11 protein-coding genes, 2 pseudogenes and 1 riboswitch are annotated in these 13,951 nt (G+C 71.8%); of the genes and pseudogenes, 8 read left to right on the plus strand and 5 right to left on the minus strand.

What is annotated here, in order from left to right:
- Positions 1-90 precede the first annotated feature (90 nt).
- Entirely contained in the window at positions 91-915 is an 825-nt protein-coding gene (locus ABZ490_RS31495; protein ID WP_358997759.1) for a hypothetical protein, read from the minus strand.
- A gap of 159 nt (positions 916-1,074) precedes the next feature.
- Here ABZ490_RS31495 and ABZ490_RS31500 point away from each other — a divergent pair.
- Positions 1,075-1,710 (plus strand): annotated as a pseudogene (locus tag ABZ490_RS31500) (glutathionylspermidine synthase family protein); the annotation flags it as partial.
- On the opposite strand, the gene ABZ490_RS31505 reads toward ABZ490_RS31500, so the two are convergent.
- Entirely contained in the window at positions 1,707-3,347 is a 1,641-nt protein-coding gene (locus ABZ490_RS31505) for an IS200/IS605 family accessory protein TnpB-related protein (protein ID WP_358997471.1), read from the minus strand. The pseudogene ABZ490_RS31500 and the gene ABZ490_RS31505 sit on opposite strands and share 4 nt — an antisense overlap.
- Positions 3,348-3,447: 100 nt before the next feature.
- Between ABZ490_RS31505 and ABZ490_RS31510 the strand changes: the two are divergent.
- Positions 3,448-4,174, plus strand: a pseudogene (locus tag ABZ490_RS31510) (lectin); the annotation flags it as partial.
- Between the two features lie 21 nt (positions 4,175-4,195).
- Here the strand turns inward: ABZ490_RS31510 and rocD are convergent.
- Positions 4,196-5,401 carry an ornithine--oxo-acid transaminase gene (rocD, locus tag ABZ490_RS31515; RefSeq protein WP_358997473.1) on the minus strand — a complete coding sequence of 402 codons (1,206 nt, stop codon included), beginning with the start codon at positions 5,399-5,401 and terminating at the stop codon, positions 4,196-4,198.
- Between the two features lie 91 nt (positions 5,402-5,492).
- Positions 5,493-5,582, plus strand: a riboswitch (ZMP/ZTP riboswitch).
- A gap of 31 nt (positions 5,583-5,613) precedes the next feature.
- Between rocD and ABZ490_RS31520 the strand changes: the two genes are divergently transcribed.
- The 3 genes from ABZ490_RS31520 (at position 5,614) to ABZ490_RS31530 (ending at position 8,975) form a co-directional block, all read left to right on the plus strand.
- Positions 5,614-7,068, plus strand: a complete 1,455-nt coding sequence (locus tag ABZ490_RS31520) for a glycine hydroxymethyltransferase (protein ID WP_358997476.1) — start codon at positions 5,614-5,616, stop codon at positions 7,066-7,068.
- A 116-nt stretch (positions 7,069-7,184) separates the two neighbouring features.
- A complete protein-coding gene (gene trpS / locus ABZ490_RS31525; RefSeq protein WP_055638563.1) occupies positions 7,185-8,198 on the plus strand; it encodes a tryptophan--tRNA ligase in 1,014 nt (337 codons plus the stop codon).
- A gap of 198 nt (positions 8,199-8,396) precedes the next feature.
- Positions 8,397-8,975, plus strand: a complete 579-nt coding sequence (locus ABZ490_RS31530; protein WP_358997481.1) for a 2'-5' RNA ligase family protein — start codon at positions 8,397-8,399, stop codon at positions 8,973-8,975.
- Between the two features lie 4 nt (positions 8,976-8,979).
- Here ABZ490_RS31530 and ABZ490_RS31535 read toward each other — a convergent pair whose 3' ends face one another.
- Positions 8,980-9,735 carry a decaprenylphospho-beta-D-erythro-pentofuranosid-2-ulose 2-reductase gene (locus tag ABZ490_RS31535; RefSeq protein WP_358997484.1) on the minus strand — a complete coding sequence of 252 codons (756 nt, stop codon included), beginning with the start codon at positions 9,733-9,735 and terminating at the stop codon, positions 8,980-8,982.
- 136 nt (positions 9,736-9,871) lie between these two features.
- On the opposite strand from ABZ490_RS31535, the gene ABZ490_RS31540 reads away from it, so the two are divergent.
- Positions 9,872-10,789 (plus strand): YihY/virulence factor BrkB family protein, encoded by a 918-nt coding sequence (locus ABZ490_RS31540; protein ID WP_358997487.1) that lies wholly within the window; start codon positions 9,872-9,874, stop codon positions 10,787-10,789.
- On the opposite strand, the gene ABZ490_RS31545 is transcribed toward ABZ490_RS31540, so the two are convergent.
- Positions 10,743-12,044, minus strand: coding sequence for a D-alanyl-D-alanine carboxypeptidase (locus ABZ490_RS31545; RefSeq protein ID WP_358997490.1), 1,302 nt, complete (start codon positions 12,042-12,044; stop codon positions 10,743-10,745). The genes ABZ490_RS31540 and ABZ490_RS31545 overlap by 47 nt on opposite strands.
- Positions 12,045-12,135: 91 nt before the next feature.
- Here ABZ490_RS31545 and ABZ490_RS31550 point away from each other — a divergent pair, with 91 nt between their 5' ends.
- Positions 12,136-12,375, plus strand: coding sequence for a hypothetical protein (locus ABZ490_RS31550; RefSeq protein ID WP_358997493.1), 240 nt, complete (start codon positions 12,136-12,138; stop codon positions 12,373-12,375).
- 3 nt (positions 12,376-12,378) lie between these two features.
- Complete coding sequence (locus ABZ490_RS31555; protein WP_358997496.1) at positions 12,379-13,869, plus strand: metallophosphoesterase; 1,491 nt, start codon at positions 12,379-12,381, stop codon at positions 13,867-13,869.
- Positions 13,870-13,951 lie beyond the last annotated feature (82 nt).

A 13,951-nucleotide genomic window follows, 5' to 3' on the forward strand; every position in this document is an offset into this window, starting at 1 on the left:
ACCCGTTACGACAAACGCGCCCGCCACTACAAAGCCCTGGTCACCATCGCCTGCCTACGACTCTGGCTGCCCTGACTTTGCGGACACGACCTAGGCCCGGGTCTCCTCCGGGGCCTCGCCGAAGCGGGCCAGCGTCAGGGCGCCCGTCACCGCGATCAGGAACCCCAGGACGGCGAGCCACGCCAGCCCCTCCCGGGTGCGGTCGCCCAGCCACACCACCCCGACCAGCGCGGGCCCGATCGTCTCGCCGATCACCATCCCCGCGGTCGCCGTCGTCGGTGAGCCCCGCTGGAGCGCGGAGGTGAGCGACAGGAACGCGGCCCCGCCGCCCAGCAGCAGCGCGTACACCGCCGGATCGGTGACGAGGTCCGCGGGGGACAGCGAGTCGATCAGCCGTACCGACACCTCGACGACCCCGAACCCGACCCCGGCCCCCACGCCGAGCACCAGCGCCCGCCCCCGTTCCGGCAGCCGCCCCCCGGACCCGCCCAGCAGCAGCACCCCGACCGCCGTGCCGAGCATGACCCACTCCAGCACCGCCGGCCCGCTCTCCTCGCCCTCCGTGCCCGAGGCGAGCCCCAGCATGGCGAGCCCCGCGCAGACCACGGCCACCGCGCCCCACTCGCCGCGGCTCAGCCGCACCCGCAGCAGCCGGGCCGCCACCACCGCCGTCACCGCGAGGCTGGACGCCAGCGCCGCCGCCACCGCGTAGATCGGGATCGAGCGGAGCGCGGCGATCTGCAGGACGAACCCCAGCCCGTCCAGGCCGAGCCCCGCCACGTACCGCCACTGCCGCAGCGCCCGCAGCAGCAGCGCCGCCTCCCCGCCGCCCCCACCGGACGCGGCGCGCGCGGCCATCGCCTGCAACACCGTCGCCGTACCGAAGCAGACCGCCGCGCCGAGCGCGCACACCATTCCCAACAGCACGAACGGACTCTAGGCGAGCGGCGCCCACCGGGGGGCCGGTGTGCGCGCTCTCTCACCGATCTTTAGGCAAGAACGAGGCCGTCGACCGGGGCGGCTTCGGCTGCTCCGGCTCCGGCAGCAGCAGCGGCGGCTGAGCGGCCGTACGCGATGCAGCGCCACACCATCGAGCCCCGCCCCGGCTGGCAGGAGACGGTCGAGGAGCAGGGGCTCGTCCACCCGCTCACCCGCCACCCCGACGGCAGCCTGCGCCCCTACTGGGACGAGAGCGCGTACTACGCCTTCACCCTCGACGAGGTCGAGGCCCTGGAGGAGACCGTCGAGGAGCTGCACCGGATGTGTCTGGCGGCGGCGGACCACCTGGTCACCGCCGGACGCCTGGCCGATCTCGGCATCACCGACCCGCGCGTCGCCGCCGCCGTCACCGAGGCCTGGCACCGGCGCGCCGAACTCCCGTCCGTCTAGGAGGCGGCCTCCCCGCAGTGGTTCTGGATGGAGGAGCGCTTCCCGGGCGCCGACCAGTTGAACTCCCTGCACGAACGCCTGGTCGAGGCCTGGCGTAAGCAGGCCCCGCTCCTGCCGCCCGGCGGCCCGCTCTACTTCGCGCACTCCACCGCCGACGAACTCGGCGAGGACCTGATGACGGTCGCCTACCTCAAGGAGACAGCCGAACAGGCGGGCCTCGACACGGCGTTCATCCCCGTCGAGGACATCGGCTTCGACCGGCTCTCCGGCCGCTTCGTCGACCACCGGCTCCGTTTCATCCGCAGCTGCTTCAAGCTCTACCGTTCCTGGAGACTGAGCGGGAGTGAGTCCTGTTGCCAGGTCTCGTGCTCGGCCGAACGCCCCGGACGGTGTTGGGCGTTCTGGTTGCCCGCGTTCGCTCCGCGTCCGGCGCCGACGGATCGTGTCCGTGGTCCGGGGATGCGGGGGCGGGTTCCCTCACGCCCAGGAACAACCGTTCCGGCCTGGACGGTCCGATGCCCCGCACGATCACTCCGGTCGTGTGGGGGCGGTGCCGTCCGTCGCCGGATCGGGTGTCCCTGGGCGCGCCTTCCGATCGCCACGGTGGCAGCATCGTGGCGAGTGGTCTTACGTGTTGTGGTGGTGAGGGGTTTCTGCCAATGCTGGGCGCCCCAGCGGCTGGTGTAGGCCGGGTCCACCGCGATGACCGCGATACCCGTGGCGTCGGCCATCGAGGTCAGCCGGGCGCGGAGGCGGCCGGTGGGCATGCCGGAGATCAGCCGGCGGAAGCGTTTGCGGTGGCCGTGTTTCTCCCGGGTCTTCTCCGCGGCGAAGTCCAAATCCTCCACCGCGACCGCCTTCACACCGCAGGTTCGGGCCCAGTGCAGGAGGCGGGTGAGGGCGTGGCGGACCTGGGCGTCCCGGTGCACGGCGGTACCGGTCAGGTCGTAGGAGAAGCGGCGCGGCGCACCCATTGGGTTGCCGTGGGTGTCCAGGCGCCAGGCAGCCAGGTGATCGGCGTTCATGTCGACGCCGATCACACCGTGGGCGAGGGCCGCCTCGATCGGAAGCGTGGGGGTGGGCGGGATCTGCCAGGACGCGGTCACATACCAGCGCCCCCGCCTCGTATCGAGGTGGATGCGGTAGGCGATGGCCCGGTTGGCCACGACACGATCCGCCCACTCCCCGCCCCGGTGCGCGAACGTCACCCGGCAGGCAAGGACGTACCGGCCGTGCGCGGCGTTGGCGAGATGCGCGAGTGGCGTAGGGAGTTTGATGCTGACCTCGCCGTCGGGGCTGACGCGGATCGTCTCGTTGCCGTACCGCTTGCCGGACTCCCCGTCCGCCTGGCAGAACCAGCGCTCTGCCTCCCACCGCCCACGCCAGGCCGACTCGGTCAGCTGGGCCGCCTCCAGGTGGTGGCGGGTGCGGGCCAGCTGTTTGCCGCCGCGCACGACGCGCACAACACCGGCCTCGCGGTCCGCCCGCGCGGCGGTCAGCCGGTCCTCCAGTACATGCAGCCGCCGCGACTTGGCGTGCCATTCCCGCTGGGACCGGTAACCCCCGGGCGCCGTCTTCGTCCCCTTCTGCCCGACCGGCAGCGCCAGCCGGTCCTCGTTCGTGTGGATGCCCGCTTCCAAGTTCTGGACGTACACCAGCTGGCAGCGGCGGGCCAGCGCCCACTGATCGTGCGTGGCCTTGGTGATACTGCCCGCCCACCGTGACGACGAGGCAGGTGTCAGCTCCCGCTTCCGCACCGCCCACGCCTCCCCGGAATGCTCCAGGCCGTCCCGGCAGCGCGCCTTGAGATCCCTCGAAGCCAACGACCCCAGATGCGCCCCCACCAGACGCAACACCTCCTCATCTCCCAGCGTCAGCCCCTTGAGACGGGTCCGGACGGCCACACCACTTGGACCGGACGCAACGAACGACGCCGCAATGCTCCGCAGCTCACCCACCCTGCCACCCCCGTCCGGACTCACTCGAATACCCCGTCGCCATGGGAAACGAGCACCACCCATGAAGGTCACGCATTCGATTCGGGAACTTCAGTTCTCCGGCTTCGAGCCCTCCACCGTGCACCGTCCACGGCCCCGGCTACTCGGGCTCGGGCGGCATCGGCGCCGCCTACACGCTGCCGGGCGGCCAGGTCTTCGCCGACGCCTTCCACACCTTCGCGGTGGACTGGGCACCCGGCGCGCTCACCTGGTCCGTGGACGGCACCGTCTACGAGCGCCGCACCCCGGCCGACCTGGGCGGCCGGACCTGGGTGTTCGACAAGCCGTTCTTCCTGATCCTGAACCTCGCCGTGGGCGGCTACTGGCCGGGCGACCCGGACGCCTCCACCGCGTTCCCGCAGCAACTGGTGGTCGACTCGGTGTCGGTGACGACCGGCGGCACGTCCACCGGCGCGCCGATCAGGGGTCTGGCCGGCAAGTGCGTGGACGTCGCCGGCGCGAACTCCGCCAACGGGACACCCGTACAGCTCTACGACTGCAACGGCACCGCCGCCCAGCAGTGGACCGTGGGCTCCGACGGCACGATCCGCGCGCTCGGCAAGTGCCTGGACGTCACCGGCAACGGCACCGCCGACGGCTCCACGGTCCAGCTCTGGGACTGCACCGGCGGCCCCAACCAGAAGTGGGCCGTCAGCGGGGCGAACGACATCGTCAACCCCCAGGCCGACAAGTGCCTGGACGTGACCGGCAACAACCCGGCCAACGCGACCCGGCTCCAGATCTGGACCTGCTCGGGCGGCGCCAACCAGAAGTGGACCACCGGCTGACCCCGGTCCCGCATCCTCCACCTAGCCCCCCAGCACCGCCCCGAGCTGCTCCAGCCCCCAGTCCAGGTCCCGTTCGGTGATGACCAGGGGCGGTGCGATGCGGATCGTCGGGCCGCGGGTGTCCTTCACCAGGACGCCCCGGCCCATCAGCCGCTCCGCCACCTCCCGCCCCGACCCGAACTCCGGAGCCATGTCCACGCCCGCCCACAGCCCGCGCCCCCGCACCGCCGTCACCCGCCCGGTGCCGGCCAGCGCCCCCAGCCCCCGGTGCAGCCGCTCCCCGAGCAGCGCGGCCCGCTCCTGGTACTCGCCCGTCCGCAGCATCGCGATCACCTCCAGCGCGACCGCGCACGCGAGGGGGTTCCCGCCGAACGTCGACCCGTGCTCCCCGGGCCGGAACACCCCGAGCACCGCCGCGTCCGCCACCACCGCCGACACGGGCACGATCCCGCCCCCGAGCGCCTTCCCCAGCACATACACATCCGGTACGACGCCCTCGTGCTCGCACGCGAAGGTCCGCCCCGTCCGGCCGAGCCCCGACTGGATCTCGTCGGCGACGAACAGCACCCCGCGCTGCCGGGTCAGCTCCCGCACCGCCGGCAGATAGCCCGCCGGCGGGACGATCACCCCCGCCTCGCCCTGGACCGGCTCCAGCAGCACCGCCACCGTGTTGTCGGTCACCGCCGCCCGCATCGCGGTGACGTCCCCGTACGGGACGATCGCGAAGCCGGGCGTGTACGGCCCGTAGTCCGCCCGGGCCTCGGGGTCGGTGGAGAAGCTGACGACCGTCGTCGTACGGCCGTGGAAGTTGTGACCGGCGACGACGATCTTCGCCGTCTCCGCCGGGACCCCCTTCACCCGGTAGCCCCACTTCCGGGCGGTCTTCACGGCCGTCTCCACCGCCTCCGTGCCCGTGTTCATCGGCAGCACCATCTCCTTGCCGCACAGCGCGGCCAGCTCGGTGCAGAACGCGGCGAACCGGTCGTGGTGGAACGCCCTCGACGTCAGCGTCACCCGCTCCAGCTGCGCCTTCGCCGCCTCGACCAGCCGCCGGTTGCCGTGCCCGAAGTTCAGCGCCGAGTAGCCCGCCAGCAGATCCAGGTACCGCCGCCCCCGTACATCCGTCATCCACGCCCCCTCGGCCGTGGCGATCACCACCGGCAGCGGGTGATAGGTGTGCGCGCTGTGCGCGTCGGCGGCGGCGATCAGCGCCTCGGTCGTGGTCACGGGACCTCCCGGGACCTCCAGCGTGCGCTCTTCCCGGGTCGCTCGCATGGTGGACGCGGCGCCTTCCCCGCCACCCGCGGCCGGTAGGCTGACGGCGGGCCGTGACTGGCGCGCTGGGATGGGACGGACCATCGGGGAGCGGCTCGTGAGCAGCAGAGTGCCGTGCGCCTGGGCCGAACCGTGAACGCCGAACGCATGTCCGGAGGTCCCGAATGTCTGCCGAGTCCGCACCCCTGTCCACCGAGTCCACCGCCTTCCGCGCCGCCCTCGACGTGATCCGCGCCGTCGAGCCGCGCGTCGCCGACGCCATCGGCCAGGAGGTCCACGACCAGCGCGAGATGCTCAAGCTGATCGCCTCCGAGAACTACGCCTCCCCGGCCACCCTCCTCGCGATGGGCAACTGGTTCAGCGACAAGTACGCCGAGGGCACCGTCGGCCGCCGCTTCTACGCCGGCTGCCGCAACGTCGACACGGTCGAGGCGCTCGCCGCCGAGCACGCCCGCGAACTCTTCGGCGCCCGCCACGCCTACGTCCAGCCGCACTCCGGCATCGACGCCAACCTGGTCGCCTTCTGGGCCGTCCTCGCCGACCGCGTCGAGGTCCCCTTCCTGGAGAAGACCGGCGTCCGCCAGGTCAACGACCTCACCGAGGCCGACTGGGCCGAGCTGCGCCAGGCCTTCGGCAACCAGCGCATGCTCGGCATGTCCCTGGACGCGGGCGGCCACCTCACCCACGGCTTCCGCCCGAACATCAGCGGCAAGATGTTCGACCAGCGCTCCTACGGCACCGACCCGGCGACCGGCCTCATCGACTACGACGCCCTGCGCGCCCAGGCCCGGGAGTTCAAGCCGCTGATCGTCGTCGCCGGCTACTCCGCGTACCCCCGCCTGGTGAACTTCCGGATCATGCGCGAGATCGCCGACGAGGTCGGCGCGACCCTCATGGTCGACATGGCGCACTTCGCGGGCCTGGTCGCCGGCAAGGTCCTGACCGGCGACTTCGACCCGGTCCCGCACGCCCAGATCGTCACCACGACCACCCACAAGTCCCTGCGCGGCCCGCGCGGCGGCATGGTCCTGTGCGACGACTCCCTCAAGGACCAGGTCGACCGCGGCTGCCCGATGGTCCTCGGCGGCCCGCTCCCGCACGTGATGGCCGCCAAGGCCGTCGCCCTGGCCGAGGCCCGGCAGCCCGCCTTCCAGGACTACGCCCGGCGGATCGTCGACAACTCCCGCGCGCTGGCCGAGGGCCTGACGCGCCGGGGCGCAACCCTGGTCACCGGCGGCACCGACAACCACCTCAACCTGATCGACGTCGCCTCCTCCTACGGCCTCACCGGCCGCCAGGCCGAGGCCGCCCTCCTCGACTCGGGCATCGTCACCAACCGCAACGCGATCCCCGCCGACCCGAACGGCGCCTGGTACACCTCGGGCATCCGCATCGGCACCCCGGCCCTGACCACGCGCGGTCTCGGCACGGCGGAGATGGACGAGGTCGCGGGCCTGATCGACCGCGTCCTCACCACCACCGAGCAGGGCACGACGAAGTCCGGCGCGCCGAGCAAGGCGTCCCACGTCCTGGACGCGAAGGTGGCGGAGGAGATCTCCCAGCGCGCGACGGACCTGGTCGCGGGCTTCCCGCTGTACCCGGAAATCGACCTCGGCTGAAGGTGTTTTTAGGGGCGCGGGGAACTGCGCGACCAGCCACCACGGCGCCGCAGCTTCCCCGCCCACCGAAACCCACGCACCGAAACCACTCACCGCTCTCTGAGACAATGATGAACATGGCCTCAGACCGACCCCGCGTGCTCTCCGGCATCCAGCCCACCGCCGGCTCGTTCCACCTGGGCAACTACCTCGGCGCCGTCCGCCAGTGGGTGGCCCTCCAGGAGTCCCACGACGCCTTCTACATGGTCGTCGACCTGCACGCGATCACGGTCCCGCAGGACCCGAAGGACCTCACGGCCAACACCCGGCTGGCCGCCGCCCAGCTCCTCGCGGCCGGTCTGGACCCCGAGCGCTGCACCCTCTTCGTGCAGAGCCACGTCCCCGAGCACGCCCAGCTCGCCTGGGTCATGAACTGCCTCACCGGCTTCGGCGAGGCGTCCCGGATGACCCAGTTCAAGGACAAGTCCGCCCGCCAGGGCGCCGAGAGCGCCAGCGTCGGCCTGTTCACGTACCCGATCCTCCAGGTCGCCGACATCCTGCTCTACCAGGCCCACGAGGTCCCGGTCGGCGAGGACCAGCGCCAGCACATCGAGCTGACCCGTGACCTCGCCGAGCGCTTCAACGGCCGCTTCGGCGCGACCTTCACCATCCCGAAGCCGTACATCCTCAAGGAGACGGCGAAGATCTACGACCTCCAGGACCCGTCGATCAAGATGAGCAAGTCGGCGTCCACGCCGAAGGGCCTCATCAACCTGCTCGACGACCCGAAGGCCACCGCGAAGAAGGTCAAGAGCGCGGTCACGGACACCGACACGGTCGTCCGCTACGACCTGGAGAACAAGCCGGGCGTCAGCAACCTGCTCACCGTCTACTCCACCCTCACCGGCAAGAGCGTCGCGCAGCTGGAGCAGGAGTACGAGGGCAAGATGTACGGCGCCCTGAAGACCGACCTAGCGGACGTCGTCGTCGACTTCGTCACCCCGTTCCGGGACCGCACCCAGCAGTACCTGGACGACCCGGAGACGCTGGACTCGATCCTCGCCAAGGGCGCCGAGAAGGCCCGTGCCGTCGCCGCGGAGACGCTCTCCCAGGCGTACGAGAGGGTCGGCTTCCTGCCCGCGAAGCACTGAAGGCGCTCGGGAGCACCCGGGGCGCACCGCACACACGTTCCTCCGGGCAGAGCGCTGCACATCACTTCCTCTGCGCCTGCCCAGAGCACAGCCGTGGCCGTACAGTCGATAGCCGTACGACTGAGACGACTGAGTACGAACCCGGCACCTCACCGGCAGCTCGCCGGCATCTCATCGGACATGACGACAGGAGACGACGTGGGGACCGTAACGATCGGCGTGTCGATCGCGGTCCCGGAGCCTCACGGCAGCCTGCTCCAGGAGCGGCGCACGGGCTTCGGCGACGCCGCTGCTCACGGCATCCCCACGCATGTCACGCTGCTGCCGCCGACGGAGATCGAGGCGAGCGACCTGCCGGCCGTCGACGCCCACCTCATCGAGGTCGCCACGACCGGCCGCCCCTTCCCGATGCGGCTGTGCGGCACCGGCACCTTCCGCCCGCTGTCGCCGGTGGTGTACCTGAAGCTCGTCGAGGGCGCCGAGGTCTGCGCCTGGCTCCAGCAGCTCGTCCGGGACCCCTCCGGTCCGCTGGTGCGCGAGCTGCTGTTCCCGTACCACCCGCACGTCACCGTGGCGCACGGCATCGACGAGGAGGCCATGGACCGGGCCTTCGAGGACCTCTCCGGCTACGAGGCCGACTGGTCCTGCACCGGCTTCGCCCTCCACGAACAGGGCCCCGACGGGGTCTGGCGCCAGCTCCGCGAGTACACCTTCGGCGGTCCGATGATCCCCCCGCAGACGGCCCACACGGACCGGGATTCCCTGCCGACACGCTGAGGACTCAGACGGGCAGCCGCCGGAACACCCCCCGAGGGACATGCCGCAACCCCGCCATGACCACCCTCAACGCCCCCGGCACCCACACCACTTCCGACCGCCGCCGCAACCCCAGTTCCACCGCCGCCGCCACCTCCTCCGGCGTGGTCGCGAGCGGCGCCTCGGGGCGTCCCGCCGTCCTCCGCGTCCGCACGAACCCGGGCCGTACGACCATGACGTGCACGCCGGTCCCCTGCAACGCGTCCCCCAGCCCCTGCGCGAACGCGTCCAGCCCGGCCTTGCTGGAGCCGTAGATGAAATCCGAGCGGCGGGCCCGCTCCCCGGCGACGGAGGAGAGCACGACGAGCGCCCCGTGGCCCTGCGTCTGGAGCGCGTGGGCGCTCACCAGGCCCGCCGACACCGCGCCGGTGTAGTTGGTCTGCGCGACCCGCACCGCGGCCGAGGGGGCGCGCTCGTCGTGCGCCTGGTCGCCGAGGACACCGAAGGCGAGCAGCACGAGATCGACGGCGCCCTGCGCGAACACCGTGCCGAGGACGGTCTCGTGGCGGTCGGGTTCGAGGGCGTCGAAGGCGACCGTACGGACGTCGGCGCCGAGGGCGCGCAGATCGGCGGCGGCCGACTCCAGGGCGGGGGAAGGGCGTCCGGCCAGCCACACCGTGCGGGTGCGGCGTGCGATCAGCCGGCGCGCGGTCGCCAGTGCGATCTCCGACGTACCGCCGAGGACGAGGAGGGACCGGGGGAGACCGAAGGCTTCAGGCATGGGGGCGACCGTATCGCCGGTTCTTGCGCGACCCCTTGGGAAACATCCCTTTTCTCCCCGAAATGGCCCACGGCATCCGGGGTACTCGGACCCCGGTCTTCCGCGTCATTCCCGCCGAGCAGGGCAGAGTCGGATCATGGACTGGCTGAAGAAGCTTCCCGGTGTCGGGCCGTGGGTCACCCGCCTCATGGCCACGCACGCGTGGCGGTCGTACGAACGCCTGGACCGGGTGAAATGGACCCGGCTCGCCGCCGCGATGACGTTCATCAGCTTCATCGCGCTGTTCCCGCTGCTCACCCTGGCCGCCGCGATCGCCGCCGCCACCCTCAGCGAGTCCCAGCAGCAGGAACTCCAGAACAAGATCGCCGACCAGGTCCCCGGCATCTCCGACCAGCTCGACATCCACAACCTGGTGCAGAACGCCGGCACCGTCGGCCTCATCGCCGGCGCCCTGCTGCTGTTCACCGGCATCGGCTGGGTCGGTCAGATGCGGGACTGTCTGCGGGCGGTGTGGGAGCTGCCCGACCAGGAGGAGAACCCGGTCCTGAGCAAGGGCAAGGACGCGGGCATCCTGGTCGGCCTCGGCGGCGCGGTCCTGGTCACCCTCGCCATCTCCACCGTCGCCTCCGCCCTGGTCGGCCGGATCACCGACGCCCTCGGCATCGACAAGGCGGGCTGGGGCGGCATCCTGCTGCGGGTCGCCGCCTTCACCATCGCCGTCCTCGCCGACTTCCTGCTCCTCCTCTACGTCCTGACCCTGCTGCCCGGCGTCGAGCCCACCCGCCGCCGCCTGATCGTCGCCGCGCTGATCGGCGCGGTCGGCTTCGAACTGCTCAAGCTGCTGCTCAGCGGCTATATGCAGAACGTGGCGGGCAAGAGCATGTACGGCGCGTTCGGCGTCCCCATCGCCCTGCTCCTGTGGATCAACTTCACCTCGAAACTGGTCCTGTACAGCGCCGCGTGGACGGCGACGGGAAGTGCACCTGACAGCGCGTTCGACGAGGACGTCACCGGCGACGGCGTACCAGATCCGGGAGGGGCCAGCGGCGGTTGACGACGTACGCGCCGGCGGCCAGCAGCACCAGCACCCCGCCGGTGATGCCCAGCGCGGTCCACATGCCGCGCGCGCCGTCGTCGGCGACCGCGCTCGCCACCGGCTGCTGCGAGGTGCCGCCCCGGCCGGCCCCGGAGGACGCGCCGGAGGACGGGTTCGCGCCCGGCTGCGCACTGGCCTGCGCGGTGGGAGCCGCCCCCCGCGGCGGGACCAGCTCGCCCACCGGCGTCACCTTCCCGGCCGCCGCGAACCCCCAGTCGAACAGCTTGGCGCTCTCCTTGTAGACCTCGTTGTGGTCGCTCTTCTCCGGGTTCATCACCGTGACGAGCAGCACCCGCCCGGCCCGCTCGGCCACCCCGGTGAAGGTCGCGCCCGCGTTGGTGGTGTTGCCGTTCTTGACGCCCGCGATGCCCGGGTACTGCGAGATGTCGTAGTCGCCGGCCAGCAGCCGGTTGGTGTTCTGGATCTCGAAGGACGAACGGACCTTCTTGCCCTTCTTGTTCTTCTTCGTCTCGCCCGGGAACTTGGCCGTGACGGTCGAGCAGTACTCCCGGAAGTCCTTCTTCTGCAGCCCCGACCGCGCGATCAGCGTCAGGTCGTACGCGGAGGAGACCTGGCCGGGCGCGTCGTAGCCGTCGGGCGAGACCACGTGCGTGTCGAGGGCCTGGAGCTCCTCGGCGTGCTGGTTCATCTCCTTGACCGTGCCCGCGACCCCGCCGTTCATCGACGACAGCACATGCACGGCGTCGTTGCCGGAGCGCAGGAACACACCCAGCCACAGATCGTGCACCGAGTACGTCTCGTCCTCCTTTATCCCCACCAGGCTGGAGCCCGACCCGATGCCCGCCAGGTCCTTCGGCACCACCTTGTGCTCGGTGGTCCTCGGGAACTTCGGCAGCACGGTGTCCGCGAACAGCATCTTCATCGTGCTCGCCGGGGGCAGCCGCCAGTGCGCGTTGTGCGCCGCCAGCACGTCGCCCGACTCGGCGTCCGCGACGATCCACGACCGCGCGGTGAGGTCCTTCGGCACCACCGGCGCGTCCCCGGCGAGCGCCACCTGCGTCCCGGCCTGCCCGAGCCGGGCGCCGCCGACCGAGGACATGGCCGCCGGCGGAGTGGCCGAGGGGGACGGGCTCTTGGAGGGGGTGGGACTCGGCGCGGCGAGGGAGACGGGCGCGGTCAGCGCGAGAGAGGTGAGGGACGCTGCGGTGACCAGCAGGGATCGCCTGACGGTCTGCTTCATGGGTGCGGGCACGACGCAGAACGTACCTGGCGGCCGACGGGAAGTCCCGCCGCCCTCCCCACCCCGGTCATCGAACCGGACACCCGACGGTGATACTGAACCCATGAAGCTCAGCCGCCCCCTCTCCTGGTTCCTGCTCGCCTTCGGGGTGTGGAGCTGGGTCATCTGGGTCACTTTCGTCAAGAATCTGGTCAAGGACGGCAGCGGTCTCGCCTTCGACGACGGGCATCCCACCGCGTACTTCTGGGTGCACCTGACGCTCGCCGTCGTCTCCTTCGTATTGGGGACGGCCATCGGGGTCATCGGGTTGCGCGGTCTGCGCGCACTGCGCCGGACGTCATAGCCGATGGTGATCCTCTTCGCGCTGCTCGCGCTGACGGTCCTGGTCGGCGCCAACTGGTACCTGTGGCGCCGTCTGTTCCGCGACACCACCCGTCGGCCCGGCCGGGCGCGCCGGGGCGGCGCCGTGCTGATCGCGGGCGGCTGGGCCCTGGCGATCGGCGCCCTCGTCGCGGAGCGCACCGGCGCCCCCTTCTGGCTCCAGCGCACCCTGGCCTGGCCGGGCTTCCTGTGGCTCGCGCTGTCGATCTACCTGCTGCTGGGGGTCGTGGCGGGCGAGCTCGTACGCCCCCTGCTGCGCCGCTTCCTGGACCGACGGGCCCGCGCCGGGCAGCCGAAGCCGGTCCCGGTCCCGGCGGGGGCCCGTAGCGGTCCGGCCGGACCGCCCCAAGCCGGGACCACCCAGGAGCCACCGCCCGGGCGGCCCGCCCCCGCAGAGGGAGGAGAGCCCGCCCCTGCGGAGGCGGGAGAGCCCGGCCCCGCGGAGGGAGGAGAGCCCGCCCCCGCGGAGGCGGGAGAGTCCGGCCCCGCCTCCACGCAGCCCGAAGGGCTCGCCCCCGCCCCCACACAGACCGAAGGGCCCCGCGCCGCTCCCGCAACCGAAGGGCCCCGCGCCGCTCCCACGCGGAGCGAAGGGCCCGGCCCCGTTCTCGAAGCGGCCGAAAATCGTGCGCCCTCGCGGCGTCTCTTCGTCTCCCGGGTGGTCGGCGGCGCGGCCGCCGCCGTGGCCGTGGGGACCGTCGGCGCCGGTACCTACGGGGTGCTGCGCGGTCCGAAGGTGAAGCGGGTCACCGTCCCGCTGGCCAAGCTTCCGCGCACCGCGCACGGCTACCGGATCGCGGTCGTCAGCGACATCCACCTCGGCCCGGTCCTCGGCCGGGACTTCGCGCGGAAGGTCGTCGACACGATCAACGGCACCCAGCCCGATCTGATCGCCGTCGTCGGCGACCTCGTCGACGGCAGTGTGAAGGACCTGGGTCCGGCCGCCGCCCCGCTCGCCCGGCTGCGGGCCCGGCACGGCAGCTTCTTCGTCACCGGCAACCACGAGTACTTCTCCGGCGCCGCCCAGTGGGTCGAGGAGGTGCGCCGCCTCGGGATCGACCCCCTGGAGAACGAGCGCACCGAACTCCCCTGGTTCGACCTGGCCGGCGTCAACGACATCGCAGGTGAGAGCGAGGGCCAGGGCCCCGACTTCGACAAGGCCCTCGGCGACCGCGACACCACGCGCGCGTGCGTGCTCCTGGCCCATCAGCCCGTCCAGATCCACGACGCCGTACGCCACGGCGTCGACCTCCAGCTCTCCGGCCACACCCACGGCGGCCAGCTCTTCCCCGGCAACCTGATCGCCGAGGCGGCGAACCCGACCCTGGCCGGTCTGGACCGCTACGGCGACACCCAGCTCTATGTCTCCCGGGGCGCCGGCGCCTGGGGGCCGCCCACCCGCGTGGGCGCGCCCTCGGACATCACGGTGATCGAGCTGGCGTCCCGTCAGGCGTGAGCCGGAGTCTGGGAGTTGGCTGTGAAATCCGGTGGAAACACGGCGTCGGTAAGTTCTTTCTCATCTACCCAGAAGTCTCTTC

Origin of the sequence: Streptomyces sp. NPDC005811 (assembly GCF_040630405.1) — a bacterium.
Classification (GTDB): Bacteria; Actinomycetota; Actinomycetes; order Streptomycetales; family Streptomycetaceae; genus Streptomyces.